Here is a 17,166-nt window from a genome sequence, read left to right as displayed (position 1 = left end):
CCGATGAGAACACGAAGCATCTGCACCACGGTGGTGGCGATCGGCGCACTCACCTGCGCCCCGCTGAGCGCCGCCTCCGCCGCGCCCGGCGCGGCCCCAGGCGAAAGCCTGGCCGGCACCACGGTCGTGCAGGAGGTGGGCGACGCCCTGCTCGTCACGGCCGCCCAGGGTGTGGCGAACGACATCACCATCCGGCGTCAGGGCAACGCTGTCGTGGTGACGGACACGGGGGACACCGTGGCCGCCGTCGCCCCCTGTCAGTCGACGGGGACGCACACGGCGGAGTGCCCACTGCCCGTCACGTCGATACGGGTCAACGCCAACGACGCCGATGACAGTGTCACCATCTCCCCGAACCTGGAGGCCGCAGGAACGGTGATCGGCGGTGCGGGTGACGACCGCCTCGTCGGCGGCCCCCGGGCGGACCGGCTCGTCGGCGACGACCCGGCTGCCACCGGCCTGCGGGCGACGCCGGGCAACGACACCATCAACGGCGGCCCCGGCAACGACACGATCTCCGGGCTGGCCGGCAACGACACCATCAACGGCAATGCCGGCAACGACACTCTCAACGGCGACGACGGCAACGACACCCTCGGCGGTGACCAGGGCAACGACACCCTCAACGGAGGCAGCGGCAACGACACGCACATGGGCGGCGAGGGCAACGACACCCTCAACGCCGTGGACAACGTGATCGCCAACGACAGCCTCGACGGCGGGCTCGGCTTCGACTCCTGCAACCGCGACACCGGCGACACGGCCATCAACTGCCCCTGATCCACACCGTTGATCACCACCCGCAGGGACTTCTCGAACCGCTCGACCGTCCCGCGCTCGTGCTGCAGATCCGGAGGGACCGATCGGGTCGCAGGCGCCGCCGGACAGCCGTACCGGCTGTCCGGCGGCAGAATGACAGGCGGTGATGACCGGCAACCGGGCTCGGCCATGCCGGCAGCAGAGCCCTGCGTGAGGCCACACCCGGCACCTGCCGGGAGGCCGTCGTGCACCGCGCCGCGCCGTGACAGGAGCACCATCCGCGTGGCGCAACCGCGGCTGACGATCCGAGGCGGCTCAGCCGAGCAGCTCCGCGCTGCCGGCCGGTTCGCGCCGCTCCTGCCCATTGATGCGGTGCCGCTCGACGGACGAGCGCCGGTACACCTCCTGCCGCACCCGCTGGATCTCGCCGATGGGCCGGTGCTCCTCTCGTGAGCGCCACGGTGTGATCGACGTGGCGTCGGCGGCCGCCAAGTTGTCGTCCCCGCCGATGTCCTGACGCGGGAGATCCACCCGGGCGACCGTCACCCAGGGGGACAGCTCCTCGGGCCACTTCACGGAAGTGTTGTCCACCGGCATCCGGGCCAGATCGGTGTTGAGCTGCACCTGGAGTTCAAAGGAATGGTCCCGCTCCGCCGCCTCGGCGACGAGGGTGCGGCGGAAGGCCTCATTGTCCGCGCCCACGTCCACGATCTGGTGCGTGAGGGCGGCCAGGGACTCGGCCGTGGGCACGGTGCGGATCTTGGCGATGGAATCGCCGTACCGGAAGGCACCCATGCTGTTGTAGGTGTACGACAGCAGGTTCCTGCGCGGGACGGTGGTGAACGACAGCATGGCGAACAGTTCGTCCCACAGCCAGCCGTCGGGATCGGCGAGCGTGCCCCGGCGGGTGAGGAACTCCGCCATCCAGGTCTTGCGGCGGGCGGGGTTCACCAAGGCTTCTGGCAGCTCCGCGAAGAGCTCCTCGATGACCATGTAGTCGTAGGCGGTGTTGGCGAAGAAGACCTCGTTGTTGATCAGGTTGAGGTCGAAGGTACCGGTGTCCGGTTCGTCGGCCAGCAGTGAGCCGCCGGGGACTCCGAACAGCTTGATGCCCATCCCGCACGCCGCGCCCAGTTGGTGGTCGGGACGCTGGTGGCCCAGACCGTTGGAGTAGCGGACGACGGCGTCGTACACGGCGGGCCGGGCGAAGATGCCCTGCCCGTGGAATCCCTGGTTGTCACCGACCGTGACAGTGGCCTTGAGGAGGCCGTAGGTCTTTCCGTGGGCGGTCCGGACGGCGCGGCCGACGCCCTCGCGCTCGACCGAGGCGCCGGTGCGCCGCGCCACCTGCGCGACCACCGCATCCAACTCCTCTTGATAGGTCGGACGTTCGACGGCGCGGTAATCCTCGTAGCGGACGGGATCCATGGTGCTGCCTCCCTGTGAGGGTGCTGTTGACCCCAAACGCTAGACAGCAATTAAATTGTGCACAACATAACTGGCTGTGATGAATCACACGCTGCGGAACAGCATGTACGGCTCCCTGCTCGACTGGGCCGGCCCGGTACTCGACCGGCACCAGCCGGGCGGGGCCGACTACACGGAGACGGAGACGCGTGTCCTCACGACAACGGGCACCGCACGCAGCGTGCTCACATGTCGTGATCGGGGCGGTGGAGAAGCGGCCGCAGGGCCTCGATGACGTTCGGGTCGTCCACCGTGGACGGGATGGGTTCGTCGAGGCCGTCGGCGATACCACGCATCGTCTTGCGCAGGATCTTCCCCGAGCGCGTCTTGGGCAGGGCGGCCACGACGGCGACCTCCTTGAGGGAGGCGACGGCGCCGATGCGCTCGCGTACGAGTTGGACCAGTTCGGCCTCGACCTCCCCCGGGTCGCGGGCGGTGCCCGCCTTCAGGACGACGAAGCCGCGGGGCACCTGTCCCTTGAGGGCGTCCGCGACGCCGATCACGGCGCACTCGGCGACGTCGGGGTGAGCGGCCAGGGCCTCCTCCATGCTGCCGGTGGACAGCCGGTGGCCGGCGACGTTGATGACGTCGTCGGTGCGGCCCATGACGTACACGTAGCCGTCCTCGTCGATGTGGCCGCTGTCGCCGGTGAGGTAGTAGCCGTCGTAGGCGGAGAGGTAGGAGGCGACGAAGCGGGCGTCGTCGTTCCAGAGGGTGGGCAGCGAACCGGGCGGCAGGGGGAGCTTCACGACGATGGCTCCCTCGACGCCGGCCGGCACCGGCTGCCCCGAGGGGTCGAGGACGCGGACGTCCCAGCCGGGCAGCGGACGGGTGGGCGAGCCGGGTTTGACGGGGGCGGTCTCGATGCCGACCGGGTTGGCGACGATCGGCCAGCCGGTCTCCGTCTGCCACCAGTGGTCGATCACCGGGATGTCCAGGAGGGCACTCGCCCAGTGATAGGTCTCGGGGTCCAGGCGCTCACCGGCGAGGAAGAGGTAGCGCAGGCGGGAAAGGTCGTAGTCCGCGGCCAGGGCGCCCTTCGGGTCCTCCTTCCGGATGGCGCGGAAGGCGGTGGGCGCCGTGAACATGGTCTTGACGCCGTGGTCGGCGGCGACCCGCCAGAACTGCCCCGCGTCCGGGGTGCCGACCGGCTTGCCCTCGTACAGCACCGTCGTGGCCCCGGCCAGCAGCGGCCCGTAGACGATGTACGAGTGCCCGACGACCCAGCCGACGTCGGACCCGGTGAACATCGTCTCGCCCGGGCCGATGTCGTACACGGCGCCCATCGACCAGTGCAGAGCCACAGCGCAACCGCCGCTGTCGCGGACAACTCCCTTGGGTTTCCCGGTCGTTCCGGACGTGTACAGGATGTAGAGGGGGTCGGTCGCGGCCACGGGAACACAGGCGGCCGGCGGTGCGTCGGCGACCAGGTCGGCCCAGTCGAGGTCGTCCGGCCCCAACTCGGCCCGCTCCTGCGGCCGTTGCAGGATCACTTGCTTGTGCGGCTTGTGCCCGGCGAGTTCGATCGCGCGGTCCAACAGCGGCTTGTACGGGATGACGCGCTTGCCCTCGATGCCACAGGAGGCGGAGACGACCACCTTGGGGGTGGCGTCATCGATACGGACCGCTAGTTCGGGTGGGGCGAACCCGCCGAAGACGACCGAGTGGATGGCGCCGATGCGTGCGCAGGCGAGCATCGCGACGGCGGCCTCGGGGACCATCGGCATGTAGATGACCACCCGGTCTCCGCGCCCCACACCGAGCCCGGCGAGTGCCCCGGCGAAGGCCGCGACCTCCTCCCTCAGCCGGCTGTAGGTGTAGGTGCGCCGAGTGCCCGTCACCGCGGAGTCGTAGACGAGCGCGGGCTGTTCGCCCCGGCCGGCTTCGACATGCCGGTCCACCGCGTTGAAGCAGACGTTGAGCCGGCCGTCCGGGAACCAGCGGTAGAAGGGCGCGTCCGACGAGTCCAGGGCACGGGACGGCGCCACTTCCCAGTCGATGCCTCCCGCCGCCCGCAGCCAGAAGCTTTCCGGGTCTTCGAGGCTGGCCCGGAAGACGTCGTCGTACATTCCCATCGCACTCTCCTTGACCAGAGTCGTGGTGGCCTGCCGTCAACCATGTCACAGGTTGATCATGTGGTCGGCCAAGCCGTGCTCGGGCCTGAATGACCGCCTCGACCGGCAGTGGACGGCTCGCTGAACCGCGCATCACCTTGGCCGTCATGCCGCCGAAAGCGCCCCTTAAGGTGACCTTGGGGGAAACAAGGGTCAACGCAGGTGAGAGATCACCATCGGGGGGGACGAGAACGTGGCGGGACTGGTAGGCAGATCGGCGGAGCTCGAACGGCTGGATGCCCTGCTCGCAGGACTGGGCGGGTCCGGGTCGGCGGAGGTCGTCGACATCGTCGGTGAACCCGGCATCGGCAAGACCAGGTTGCTCGACGAGGTGTGCGGGCGGGCCCGCCGGGCCGGGTTCACCGTACTGCGCGGACGGGCCACCGAGTACGAACAGCAGGTTCCCTTCCAGCTGTTCACGGACGCGTTCGCCGATGCCGATCCCGGCGCGCAGGCCGCCTTCGCCGACCCCGCCTTCGCCGAGGTGCACGCGGTTCTGCACGGCATCCGGCAGGCCCCGGGCGACGGTTCCGTCGAGAGCGCCGTCGGCCGCTTCGGGCTGCACCGCGCGATCGCAACGTTGCTGACGCGGTTGGGTGAGCGCGGTCTGGTGCTGGCTCTGGACGACTTGCACTGGGCGGATCCCGCCTCACGCGAGCTCGTGGACCATCTGATCCGGCACCCCGCGCGCGGACGCGTCCTGCTGGTGGTGGCCCGGCGGGTCCGGCAGACGCCGACATCCCTGACCGCGGCGCTGGCGCGCGGCGCGGACTGCGGGACCGTGCTCCACCTCGCCCTGGAGCCGCTCTCCGAGCAGGAGTCCGTCCTGGCGCTGGCCCCGGACATCGCCGAGGACCAGGCCAAGCGGCTGCACGCCGCCAGCGAGGGCAACCCCCTGTATCTGCTGGCGCTGGGGCACGCCCACCACACCGGGGCACCCCTGCCCGGCCTCACCGTCGACCCCCACGCCGACGCCACGGACGCCGGGTACGCGGCCGGCGTGCCCGGCGGGCTCGCGGCGCTGCTGCTGGACGAGTTGGGCACGCTGACCGGGTCGCAGCGCCGGCTCGTGGAGGCGGTGGCGGCGCTCGGCGACCACGCCTCGTCCGCGCTGCTGGCCGTGGTGAGCGAGCTGTCCGTCCAGGACGTGGAGCAGGAGACCGAAGCCCTGGTGGCGCGCGATCTGCTGCGCGCCGGGCCGGGCGGCCGGTGGATGCTGCGCCATCCCCTGGTCCGGGCCCTGGTCTACGAGAGGACCGCGCCGGGGCGGCGTGCCGAATTCCACCGCCGCACCGCGCGGGAACTCGCCCGCCGCGGCGCTCCGGCCACCGAGCGGGCCCGCCACGTCGCACGGTCGTTGACCGACTGGGACGCCCAGGCTGCGGAGGTGCTCACCGAGGCCGCCGCACGGTTCGCGTCGACCGCGCCGGCCATCGCCGCCCAGCTGCTGGACGTCGTCCTGACCCATATGCCGGACACTCCCGACCGGTTCACACGACGCGGCGAGCTGGTCCTGGCGCGCGCCCGTGCGCTCGGCGTCAGCGGGAACCTCCGGGAGAGCCGGGACCTGCTGCACTCCCTGATCGAGACCGCCGGCAAGGACCATCCCGAACTGCGGACGCGGGCCGTCGCCCAGTGCGCCGTGATGGAGCGGCACCTCGGCCACTCCCCCGAGGCCACCGCCCTGCTGCGCCGGGAGCTGTCCCGCGAACCCGGCCCGTCCCCCGCCCAGGCGGTCTCCCTGCGCCTGGCCCTCGGCATGTCCGCCCTGCTGACCGCGTCCTATCCGCAGGCACGCGCGGAAGTGGCGCAGGCCGTCGCCGTCGCCCGCGCCGACGACGATCCCCCCGGTGAGGCGGCGGCGCTCGCGCTGGCGGCCCTGGGCGAGGCCTACGAGGGAGAGACCGAGGCGGCGGCCGGGTTCGCCGACTCCGCCGCGTCACTCGCTGACGCGCTGACCGATCCCGGCCTCGCCGGTCTGTGCGAGGCGCTGGTCTGGCTGGCCTGGGCGGAAACCCTGCTGGAGCGCTACGCCGACGCCGAGCGGCACATCACCCGGGGGCTGGGCATCGCCCGTCGCACCGGACAACTCCACGTCCTGCCCCACCTGTTGACGAGCCGGGCCTTCGTCCACCTCACCACGTGCCGTCTGCCGTCCGCGCTGGAGGCGGCCGAGGAGGCGGAGTCCATCGCGCGGGCCGCGGGCAGCGACGACCTTCTGGGCTTCACCCTGGCCATCAAGACGCTGGTGCTGTTGCTGGCCCGGCCGCTGGGCGACACAAGCGCCCTGGCCACCGGTGAGGAGGCCACCGCCGCGGCCGGCCGCAGCAGGGGCTGGTGGTCGTCGCTGGCCTGGTGCATGCTCGGGCACGCGACCTTCGTCAGCGGTGACCCTCATCGCGCCCAGGAGGCCATCACGACGGCAGGCGGCGGCCCCGAACTGCCCCTGCTGCAGCCGTCGATCCGTCCGGGCCAGCTCGACACCCTCGCGGCCGCGGCCCTCACCGCCGGGGACGTCGAGGCGGCAGGCCGCTGGGCCGCCCAGGCCACCCGCGAGGCCGACCGGCTCGGCCTCGACGGTCAGCGCGCGGCCGCCCTGCGCGCCCAGGCCACACTGGCCGAGCACCACGGCGAGACGGGCAAGGCCGTACGGCTCCTCGACGCGGCGGCACAGGAATACGTCCGCTGCGGCCAGACCCTGTGGGAGGCGTACTCCCTGCTGCGGGCGGCGCCCCTGGTACAGCGCACCGGGCAGGGAGCGCGCGCCGCCGCGATGTGGCACCGGGCCCACCGCATCGCCGTCGGCGGCGGCGCACGCCTGCTGGTGGACCTCGCCGAACTGATCCGCCCCCAGGTGATGGCGCAGACACCGGCGCTCCCGGCGCAGCTCGCGGAACTGAGCGCTCGTGAGCTGGAGGTGGCCGAGCTGGTGGCGCAGGGGCTGAGCAACCAGGACATCGCCGCCCGGCTCCACCTCAGCCGACGCACCGTCGAGACCCACCTGTCCTCGATCTACCGCAAGGCGTCGGTGCCGTCCCGCGCGGCCCTGGCCGGGCTCATCACCCGCGTCGGACTGGGAGCCGGGTCGTGAGCGGTGCCGTGAGGACTGGCACATCCGTGGAACCACGTACTCCCGGCCACCTCCGCACCGAACACCCAGCGACATGGCGAAACCCGTAGTCGATTACGTGTTTCCACTGAGGCCCCTGCCCCCGCCGCCGTCTATGTTCGACCAGTCGGACAACTTGAGCGGTGCAGAGGGGAATGCGTGAGAGACAACGCCCGTGGCGTACGGGGTAGTTGGGTGACGCTCCTGGTGACGGGGAGTCTGCTGACCGGGTGTTCGGCCCAGGGGGCGGACGGCGGCTCCTCACCGCGGCCCGGGACATCCGCGCGCACCGCCTCGCCGCAGGCCACGGCGCCGCCGTCGGGCGGGTCGACGGCCACCCCCGTCCTCACACCCGACGCGTCCCTCGTCCCCAGAACCTCGAAGGACGGACAGCGGCTCGTGGAGTCGGTGGTGTTCGCTCCGGGTGACTGGGGGCGGGGCTTCGTCGCCCAGGATCCGGCCGTGAGCCGGCCGGGCACCTGGGCCGTGCTGGACGACGGCTGCCGCTGGGAGCGGGAGAAGGCCCCTCGGGGAGTGCTGGCCAGCCTGTCCCGCTACAGCCTGCTGCCCGCCGGCGGCTCCAAGGGGGCCGTCAAGGTGACCGCCGCGGCCACCGCGCACTCCTCCGCCCTCGGCGCCGACGAACAACTGAGCACCACCCTGGAGGAAGTCCTGCGCTGCCCGGAGCAGCGGCCCCGGGCCGACGCCCGGATCACGGGCCTGAACTCGCTCGGCACCCCCTTCGGCGCCCGCGAGCAGGAGTACGCCGACGACTCCGTGCTGGAGGCCGGGCAGTACGTCGAGAAGGACGGTGCCGCGCAGCCGTACCGGTGGATGGTCGCCCGGCTTGGCACGGTCGTCGTGGCCGTCTCCGTGACGGGCGCGAAGGGGCACACCGAGCAGGAACTCCAACAACTGGGCGCCGACGCCCTGGGGCAGATGCTGGCGCGCGTCCAGCAGCGCTTGAAGGGGAAGTGATGGACCCGCTGCGTACCTCCGACCCGTCCAGACTGGCGGGTCATCGGCTGCTCGGGCGGCTCGGCGCGGGCGGGATGGGCGTGGTCTACCTGGCCCGCTCGGCCGGCGGTTCGCTGGTCGCGCTGAAGGTGATCCAGGCCGAGTACGCCGAGGACGCCGGCTTCCGGGAACGGTTCCGCAGGGAGGCGGAGACGGCCCGTCGGATGACCAGTCCCTGGGTGGCGCCCCTCGTCGACGCGGACCCGGATGCGGCGCAGCCCTGGCTGGCCACCGCCTTCGTGCCGGGGCCCTCGCTCGGTGAGGCCGTCGCGGCCCACGGGCCGTTGCCTCTACGGAGCCTGCGCGTACTGGGGACGCGGCTCGCCCAGGCATTGGGGGACCTGCACGGCGTCGGCCTCGTGCACCGGGACGTCAAGCCGGGCAATGTGCTGCTGGCGCTCGACGGGCCCCGGCTGATCGATTTCGGTGTGGCCCGCGATCCGCAGGACACCGCGCTCACCTCGACCGGCGTGGTGGTCGGAACCCCCGGCTTCCTGCCACCCGAACAGGCCGGGGACACAGGGGAGTTGGGCGCGTCCGGCGACATCTTCTCGCTCGGCTGCGTGCTGGCTTTCGCGGCCACCGGCCGCCCTCCGTTCGGCACCGGCTCGCTGGACGCGCTGCTGTACCGCACGGTGCACGACGCCCCGGACCTGGAGGGCGTACCCCGGCCGCTCGCCGAGGTGGTGCGCGGCTGCCTGGAGAAGGACCCGCAACTGCGGCCTACGGCGGAGGCGCTGTCGGAGGCGCTGTCGGGGACGCACACGGTCGCCGCGTCCGAGGCGCCACCCGACCCACGGGAGGCGCTGCGGGCGGAGCGTCCCGCGCCCCCGCAGGACACCGATGCGCCGGATGCGGTCGCCGACGGCGAGGCCGAGCAGGCGACCGGCGGGCAACTCCCCGCGGACGATGCCTGGTTGCCCGAGCCGTTGGTCCGGCTGATCGCGGAGCGCTCGGCAGCCGGGCTCGCCCTGCCCGCCGTCGACGAGACCGAGGTCGACCCCGCGTCCGCCGGCACCGCCGGGCCGGACACCGCGGCCGCGCAGTCGGCGGCTCGTACCGTCGGCAGACGACGGTTCCTGCTCCTGGCCGGAGGCGCGGCGGTCGTCGCGGCCGGGGGTGGACTGGCGGCGTGGGCGGGGCTCGACGGTGACGGCGGCGGGGAGGACGACGCCACGCCGACGGCCACCGCTCCGGTGTACACCCTCGGTCTGCACGCCGACCTGACGGGTGATCAGAAGGCGGTCGGCCGGGCTCAGGAACGAGGGCTGCGGCTCGCGGTCCACGAGTTCAACTCCCGTGCGGGCAAGCCCTTCACGCTCGCCGTGAAGACGGTGGACGACGGTGGTGATCCGGCCCGGGCACCCGAGGCGGCCAAGGAGCTCGTCGCCGACCGTTCCGTGCTGGCGGTGATCGGTCCCACCACTGACGCCACCGCCCTGGCCTCGCTGGCGACGTACGACGCCGCGTCGCTGCCGCTGATCGCGGTGACACCCGGCGCCACCGTGCTGCAGGTGATGGGCAGCCGGTCCTTCCTGCACACCCGGGTGACGGACACGATCCTGCCCCTCTATCTGGACGCGTACCTGCGCGGTACGGCGAAGTCGCGCACGGTCGGGATCGTCGACGACCGGGCGGCGGACGCCTACGCCTGGGAGATCAGCAGCACCCTCGCCGATATCCTGCGCAAGGTCCCGCTGCCGGCCGTGCCCAAGGTGGTCAGCGCGCTGCGCACCGACTTCGGGCCGACCCTGGACGCCCTGCTGGACGGGGGCGCCGACTCGGTGGTCTTCGCCGGTTACCACGACCGGGCCGCGCTGCTGGCCCGGGAACTGCACCGCCGTGACTTCCCGGGAGCCAGGGCCGCCGCCCAAGGGGTGCTCGACGTCCGGTTCCTGTCCGCCGCGGGGGACGCGGCCGACGGCTGGGTGATCGTCGCACCGGCCATGGACGCCACCGTGGCGCCCGAGGCGAAGGCGTTCAGGGCCGCCCACCGCGAGCTCTTCGGCGCGGAGCCGGAGCGGTACGCCGTGGAGACGTACGACGTGGCGCAGTTCGCCGTGAAGACGCTGCGCTCGCTGAGCGTCGGGCGCCGTACCCGGCAGACTCTGACGACGGCACTGCGCTCGGGGTCGTACAAGGGCATCGCCCGCAACCTCGCGTTCAACAAGGAGACCGGGGCACTGGTGGCCGACGGCAGCGGGGTCCACCTGTGGAAGGTCGAGGGCGGCAGGTTGGCGTACCAGGGCCCGGCGCCGTACCAGGTCGCCACCTGATGGGGCGTTGATGGAGCCGTTGCGCGGAGCCGACCCGGCCAGGATCGCGGGTTACCGGCTGCTGCGCCGCCTCGGCGCGGGCGGCATGGGCGTGGTCTACCTGGCCCGCTCCGGGGGAGGTTCGCTCGCCGCGGTGAAGGTCATCCGCGCCGCGCACGCGGACGACCCGGGCTTTCGGGCCCGCTTCCGCCGCGAGGTGGAGACGGGGAGCCGGGTGGCGAACCCCTGGGTCGTACCGCTGCTCGACGCGGACCCTGACGCGGAGTCGCCGTGGCTGGCCACGGAGTTCGTGCCGGGGCCCTCCCTCGCGGAGGCGGTGGAGGAGTGCGGCCCGCTGCCGTACCGGAGTGCCCGTGTCCTGGGGGCGCGGCTGGCCGAGGCGTTGGAGGCGGTGCACGGGGCGGGTCTGGTGCACCGGGACGTCAAGCCCGCCAATGTGCTGCTCGCGGTCGACGGGCCGCGGATGATCGACTTCGGGATCGCCCGGCCGCCGGAGGACACCGCGCTCACCGCCAGCGGGATGGTGGTCGGCTCCCCCGGGTTCCTCTCCCCCGAGCAGGCCCAGGGGCGGGGCCGGGAGATCGGGCCGGCCAGCGATGTCTTCTCGCTCGGCTGTCTGCTGGCGTACGCGGTGACGGGCGAGCGCCCCTTCGGATGGGGCTCGGCGGCCGAGGTGCTGGTGCGTACGGTCCACGACGAGGCGGACCTGGACGCCGTACCGGCGCCGTTGCTGCCGCTGCTGCGGGACTGCCTGGCGAAGGAGCCCGGCGCCCGCCCCGGCGTGTCCGAGGTCCGGGCGGCTCTGGACCGTGCGGGTGAGGCCGGGGGATGGGTGCCGGAGTCGCTCACCCGGCTGATCGCACGCCGTTCGGCCGCCGTCCTCGCCCTGCCCGCGGTCGAGGCGACCGAGGTGTCCGGCGCCCCGGCAGGCGCGGACACGGTGGCGGGCTCGCAGGAAGGGCCGAAGGGCGCCACGCGGCGCCGCCTGTTGGTGCTGGGCTCGACCGCCGGAGTCGTGGCGGCCGGCGCCACGGCCGCCTGGTGGACCGCGGGTCGTCCCCGCCGCGCCCCGGCACAAGGGGGCGGCACACGGCTTGCGCAGCAGGTGGTCGCCCTGCACGCCGATCTGACGGGAGATCAGAAGACGTCCGGCCTGGCGCAGGAGAACGGTGTCCGGCTCGCCGTCGACCACCTCAACTCCCGTGCCGACCGCGGCTTCGACCTCGTCCTCCAGGTGCACGACGACGCGGGCAGCACCGCCCGGGCACAGCGGATCGCGCGGCAGTTGTCGGCCGACGACCGGGTCCGCGCGGTGATCGGGCCGACCACCGACGCCTGTGCCAGGGCCGTCCTTGAGCAGTACCGGAAAGCACTGCTGCCCATGGTCTGCGTGTCGGTCGGACTCGACGGGGTGTCCGCCGCAAGGTACCGGATGTACGCGGCCACTCGGCCCCCCGACCGCTTCTTGGCGGCACCCCTGGTCGCCCACCTCGTCCGCACCGTCCGAACGCGCAGAACGGTGCTGATCGACGACGCGGCCGAAGGCGACTTCAGCTGGGAGCTCTGCGCAGGCGTCGCCCAGGCGCTCCGATCCGGACAGCGCACCACGACTCGGCGCACCCTCGCCGCCGAGGACGACACGGCTGACGACTTCCGTGCCCTGGCCGAGTCGGTGACCGACTGGGAGGCGGACGCGGTGCTGTTCGCCGGAGGCCACGCCCGCGCGGCGAAACTGGCGCGAGCGCTGCGGGCGGCCGGCTACTCCGGAGCCCGGCTGGCCACCCAACGCGCTCTCGACTCCCGCTTCTTCACCACGGCCGGGGACGCCGCCGAGGGCTGGGTCTTCGCCACCGCCTTCCTCGATCCGACCCGTGTGACGGCCGCGAAGTCCTTCGTCGCCGCCTACCGCCACCGCTTCGGCGCCGCCCCGCCCTGGTACTCCGCGGAGGCCTACGATGCGACGCTCTTCGTGGCCCGCGCGCTGACGGCGCTGGGCGCGTCCCTCACTGAACGGGGCCCGCTCGTGGGGCGGCTGCGGGAGACCGACTATCGAGGAATCACCAAGCGGCTGCGCTACACGGACTCAAGCACCGGCTACACCACGAAGGCGATGTACCTCTTCCAGGCGTCCGGTGGCCGCTTCCGCTTTCTGGGCCAGTTCGAGGACGCCACGACCTGAGCCGCGGGGCGGGGCGTTATCGCGTCTCGCTCCTGCGCTGCGGCCACGGCTCCGCCGCTCGCGGGGAACCGGAGAACTGGCCGGCTCGGGACGAACTGCGTACGGCGCCGCGCGAGCGCGGAAATCAGCCTGTGGCGCAGGGACGACGAGGGCGACTGGCGACCGTGGGAGGAGTGACGAGCCGTCACCGTCCGCGTGGGTCCACACGTCTACGTGGTCCACTACGTGGTTTCCCGGATGTCGATGCCATGGCCCCGCTGCGAAGATCGCTCCTCCAGCGGTACAGGAAAGGCAACGCATGAACCCGGGTCACCAGATGGAATTCCATGCCTCCTGCGGGCATTTGATCTCGGCTCCGGCCGACCGGGCGGGGCAGGACGCCCGCTGCCCCCACTGTCACCAAGTGGTCCGGGTCCCGCAGACCGATGTTCCGTATGCCTCGCCCGTGACCGCGCCGGCCGGTGCCACCGAGCCGGTCGCGCTGACCGCCCTCTACGTGACCGCGCTGGTCGGCGGCCTCATGGGGGCCGGGCTCATCTACATGGTCATGTTCAACGAGTTCTCGGAGTCCGAGCTGGTCACGATCACACCCCTGTGGTTCTTCCCGGTCGTCTTCGGACTGTACGGCTTCGTCTCCCAGCGGCTGCTGCGGCGTATCGCCTCCGGGCGCGCCGGCACCCTGGGCGAGGCCGCCCGCATGACCATCGACGTGGCCGGGTCTTGGGCGGCCCTGGTGCTGTTCCCGTTCCTGGTACTGAAGTGGCGCAGCTCCCTGCTCGTCTCACTGGCCGCGGCGCTCTTCTGGGCCGTCCTGTTGTGGCTGTTCTTCACGGCCGTCTTCCCCACCCTCTGAGCCCGGCCCCCCGGCGAGCGCGACGAGGTCCGGAAGCATCCCGGCCAGTTCCTCCAGCAGCCCGTCCATGTCCACCACGTCCGGCAGCGGGTGGTGGACGAAGCAGACCCCGTCGTTCGTCATCGAGACCGCCGGTCCGGCGAGCTTGACCAGGCGCTCGGGCAGCTCCGAGGCGTAGAACCGCTCGGTCGTCCCCGCGCGGTCGTCGCTCATCGGCAGGTACGGCGCATCCATCTGGAAGGTGAGCCCGAGCTCCGCCGCACTCCAGTTGCGCTCCAGACGCAGGCTCTGTCCGCTGCCCGGCACGTCGAACACGACGACCAACCAGTGGGCGTCGACCTTGCTCGTCAGGTTCTCGACGAGCCTGGCGACGGTGACCTGGTGCCCGCCGAGCGGGCCGGTCACGGTGGTCCCGTGCCGTGCGCGCAGCAGCCAGGGGAAGTGGACCGCGTAACCGGCCCACTGCGCCCCGTCCTTGTCGCGTTTGAGCTGCTCCCAGCCAGGACGGGCAGCAAGGGCACGCATCGCCCGGTCCGCCTTGCCGACCCGGCGGGCGGTGCGGACCGCGAAGGTCAAGCCGATCAGGGACGGCGCCAGGATGACGGCGAAAAAGATGATCCAGCCCAACGCGTGGTCCCTTCGCTCCGGCCCGGGGTGGCCCGTTCGCCCGTATCTTCGGGCCCCGGGTCGCCGCAGGACATCGGGGAAACCACGTAGAGGACTACCGAATCCGGCGCCCGCCCCGGTCCGGTTCTCCGAGCACCGCGTCGTGTGCCGGCTTCCCACCCGGCAGAGTTCCTGCACGGCCGTGGAGGGCGGGCCGCCTTCAGAGCATGCGGGCCGCGAGACGCGGCAATCCCCGGTGGGCGCGAAGCACGGCCACCATCCCGTCGGCGACGCAAGGGCTCCATTCCCGCCTCGGACGTCTTGTCCGGAAAAAGCATGGAAGGGCACCGGAGTGCAGCGCATAGGCTCCGGCTTGCTCCAGATCACCGCAACCATCCTCATCGGCGCGGCATGCTCGCGCCCGATGTGCCGTGCCCGCAGACAGGAGAAGCACTGATGGCAGGCGAATCGAGCACCGGAACCGGACCACAGCCCATCGGCCTGCCCGACGGCGCCATCGCCACGGTCGCGGGCACCGGTGCCACCGGATATCTCTCCGACGGCGGCCCCGCGCCACTGACCAGGCTCTACCTTCCCATGGGCCTCGCCGTCGACAGGCAGGGCAACTTATACATCGCCGACCGCTACAACCACCGGATCCGCAAGGTGACCCCCGACGGCATCATCACCACCGTCGCCGGCACCGGCGACGGCGGCTACGTCTCCGACGGCGGGCCCGCCGTCGCGACCAGGCTCAACGAACCCATCGACGTGGCCGTCGACGACGCCGGAAACGTCTACATCGCCGACGGCGTCAACCACCGGATCCGAAAGGTGACCCCCGCCGGCATCATCACCACCGTCGCCGGCAACGGCGAAGCGGGATACGTCTCCGACGGCGGCCCTGCCATCGCCACCCGGCTCAACCATCCCCACGGCATCGCAGTGGACCGTGAGGGAAACCTGTACTTCAGCGAGTGGAGCAACCACCGGGTCCGCAAGGTGTCCCGCAACGGCATCATCACCACCGTCGCAGGCAACGGCACCGCCGGCTACGTCTCCGACGGCGGCCCCGCCATCGCCACCCGGCTTCAGCACCCGTCCGGGGTGGCCGTGGATCCCGAGGGGAACCTGTACATCGCCGATTGCGTCAACCATCGGGTCCGCAAGGTGTCCCGCAACGGCATCATCACCACCGTCGCAGGCAACGGCACCGCCGGCTACGTCTCGGACGGCGGACCGGCCGTCGCCACACGCATCCACCATCCTCACGACGTGGCACTGGACGCCGCGGGGAACCTGTACATCGCCGACAGCGGCAACCACCGATTGCGCAGGGTGTCCACCAACGGCATCATCACCACCGTCGCGGGCAACGGGATCGCTGGCTACGTCGACGACGGCGGCCCGGCCGTCTCCACCCGGCTCTACAGCCCGACCGGGGTGACGCTGGACGCCGCGGGAAACCTGTACATCGGCGATTACAACAACCACAGGGTCCGCGGTGTGACGGCCGTCGCCGACATGACGCCGCCGCTACCGCCCGCCGCGGATCTGTACGGCGAGATCGTCTCTCCGCTCGCGGTACAGCGTGGCCAGGCGTTCGACCTCGGCGTCCGGATCAAGAACCGGGGGCCCAACACGGTCGACGGGCGGTTCGTCACTGTTGTGCTGAGTCTCGCCGACGGCCTGGTGGGCGGGCCGGGCACCAGCGACCGGCGGCTCAGCCGCACCTTCACCGGTCAGCAGCTAGTGCCCAACCAGGGCTCCCTGGACGGCGTCTTCCGCGTCAGCGCCCCCGACACCACGCCTCCGGGCACCTACAACTCCACGCTGGAGATCCAGTACAGCGGCGAGATCAACCTCAAGGACAACGTCGAGCGTCTGCCCGTGACGATCGTCGTTCCCGCACCGATCGGTGACGAGACCGCGCTCACCGTCATCCAGGACACGATCCCCACCGCCGCACCCGGGCAACGGACCGTCCTCACCATGAAGTACACCTCCGGCACCGGCCAACCGGTCAACCCGGGGGTCATCGTCCAGCGCTTCACCGCGCCGGAGGGCTTCACCTTCAGCGGTCAGCCCACGTACGCGTACTACGAGACCATCCACGGCGTCATCGCCGGCAACCTCGACCACAGCATCGAGGACTCCGGGCGGACCCTCGTAGTCAGGGCGAACCCGCACCTCAACACCACCACCAGCGACACCGGTTCGCTCATCTGCACGATTCCGGTCCAGGCCCGGACCGACGCCCTGCCCGGCCGTTACGACAACGGCTCGGCGAGCATCGGACGCCTCGCGCCGGTGCAGATCTCCGGCCGGATCGGCGGCGCCGAATCGGACCTCACCGCCCGGGTGACGCAGACGAAGCAGGAGCAGGCGCGCGTACGGCCCGGACAGCGGTGGGTGTACCCGGCGGTCCTGCAGATCACGAACACCAGCCGACGCGCCATCGGCACCGAGCAGATCGTGCTGACCGCTCCGGAAGGCATGCGGTTCACGGAGGACCGGCTGGTGCTGTGGCACGAGGACACCGGCCAGGAAGTCGTCAACGCGGCCGAGCGGTCGGCCGACGGACGCCGGCTCACCTGCCGCCAGGCTCGCCTGGACATCGACCCCGGCAAGCGGGTCCTGCTCTACCCCGAGATGGAGGTCGACTCCTTCGCGGCTCCCGGCACGGTCCGTGTGGGCCTTCAGGTCGGCAATCCGGTCTTCGCGGCGGGCCAGGCCTCCATCGTCATCGAGACGCCGTAGCAAGGGCGCAGGGGTCGTCCCTTGAG

The 17,166-nt window shown here is 71.8% G+C and carries 10 protein-coding genes; 7 read left to right on the top strand and 3 right to left on the bottom strand.

The window, feature by feature from the left end; genetic code table 11:
- Window positions 1-3 precede the first annotated feature (3 nt).
- Window positions 4-780, top strand: a complete 777-nt coding sequence (locus POF73_RS07475; protein ID WP_272113712.1) for a calcium-binding protein — start codon at window positions 4-6, stop codon at window positions 778-780.
- 294 nt (window positions 781-1,074) lie between these two features.
- On the opposite strand, the gene POF73_RS07470 is transcribed toward POF73_RS07475, so the two are convergent.
- Together POF73_RS07470 and POF73_RS07465 are read right to left on the bottom strand one after the other, a co-directional pair.
- A complete protein-coding gene (locus POF73_RS07470) occupies window positions 1,075-2,187 on the bottom strand; it encodes a catalase family protein (RefSeq protein ID WP_272113711.1) in 1,113 nt (370 codons plus the stop codon).
- A gap of 224 nt (window positions 2,188-2,411) precedes the next feature.
- A complete protein-coding gene (locus POF73_RS07465) occupies window positions 2,412-4,301 on the bottom strand; it encodes a propionyl-CoA synthetase (protein WP_272113710.1) in 1,890 nt (629 codons plus the stop codon).
- Between the two features lie 232 nt (window positions 4,302-4,533).
- On the opposite strand from POF73_RS07465, the gene POF73_RS07460 reads away from it, so the two are divergent.
- From POF73_RS07460 to POF73_RS07440, 5 genes are all read left to right on the top strand, one after another.
- Entirely contained in the window at window positions 4,534-7,431 is a 2,898-nt protein-coding gene (locus tag POF73_RS07460; RefSeq protein WP_272113709.1) for a helix-turn-helix transcriptional regulator, read from the top strand.
- 177 nt (window positions 7,432-7,608) lie between these two features.
- A complete protein-coding gene (locus tag POF73_RS07455) occupies window positions 7,609-8,427 on the top strand; it encodes a hypothetical protein (RefSeq protein ID WP_272113708.1) in 819 nt (272 codons plus the stop codon).
- Window positions 8,427-10,742, top strand: coding sequence for a bifunctional serine/threonine-protein kinase/ABC transporter substrate-binding protein (locus POF73_RS07450; protein WP_272113707.1), 2,316 nt, complete (start codon window positions 8,427-8,429; stop codon window positions 10,740-10,742). The genes POF73_RS07455 and POF73_RS07450 overlap by 1 nt, the downstream gene beginning before the upstream one ends.
- Before the next feature lie 10 nt (window positions 10,743-10,752).
- Window positions 10,753-12,921, top strand: a complete 2,169-nt coding sequence (locus POF73_RS07445) for a bifunctional serine/threonine-protein kinase/ABC transporter substrate-binding protein (protein WP_272113706.1) — start codon at window positions 10,753-10,755, stop codon at window positions 12,919-12,921.
- 298 nt (window positions 12,922-13,219) lie between these two features.
- Window positions 13,220-13,774 (top strand): hypothetical protein, encoded by a 555-nt coding sequence (locus tag POF73_RS07440; RefSeq protein WP_272113705.1) that lies wholly within the window; start codon window positions 13,220-13,222, stop codon window positions 13,772-13,774.
- Here the strand turns inward: POF73_RS07440 and POF73_RS07435 are convergent.
- Window positions 13,703-14,401: a hypothetical protein gene (locus POF73_RS07435; protein ID WP_272113704.1), complete on the bottom strand. Its 699-nt coding sequence runs from the start codon at window positions 14,399-14,401 to the stop codon at window positions 13,703-13,705. The two genes, POF73_RS07440 and POF73_RS07435, sit on opposite strands and share 72 nt — an antisense overlap.
- A 435-nt stretch (window positions 14,402-14,836) precedes the next feature.
- Between POF73_RS07435 and POF73_RS07430 the strand changes: the two genes are divergently transcribed.
- Complete coding sequence (locus POF73_RS07430; RefSeq protein WP_272113703.1) at window positions 14,837-17,140, top strand: NHL repeat-containing protein; 2,304 nt, start codon at window positions 14,837-14,839, stop codon at window positions 17,138-17,140.
- Window positions 17,141-17,166: the final 26 nt, after the last annotated feature.

Origin of the sequence: Streptomyces sp. HD (assembly GCF_028369295.1) — a bacterium.
Classification (GTDB): Bacteria; Actinomycetota; Actinomycetes; order Streptomycetales; family Streptomycetaceae; genus Streptomyces.
The sequence above is the reverse complement of the archived record's forward strand: the minus strand, read 5'-3'. Positions and strand labels throughout refer to the sequence as shown.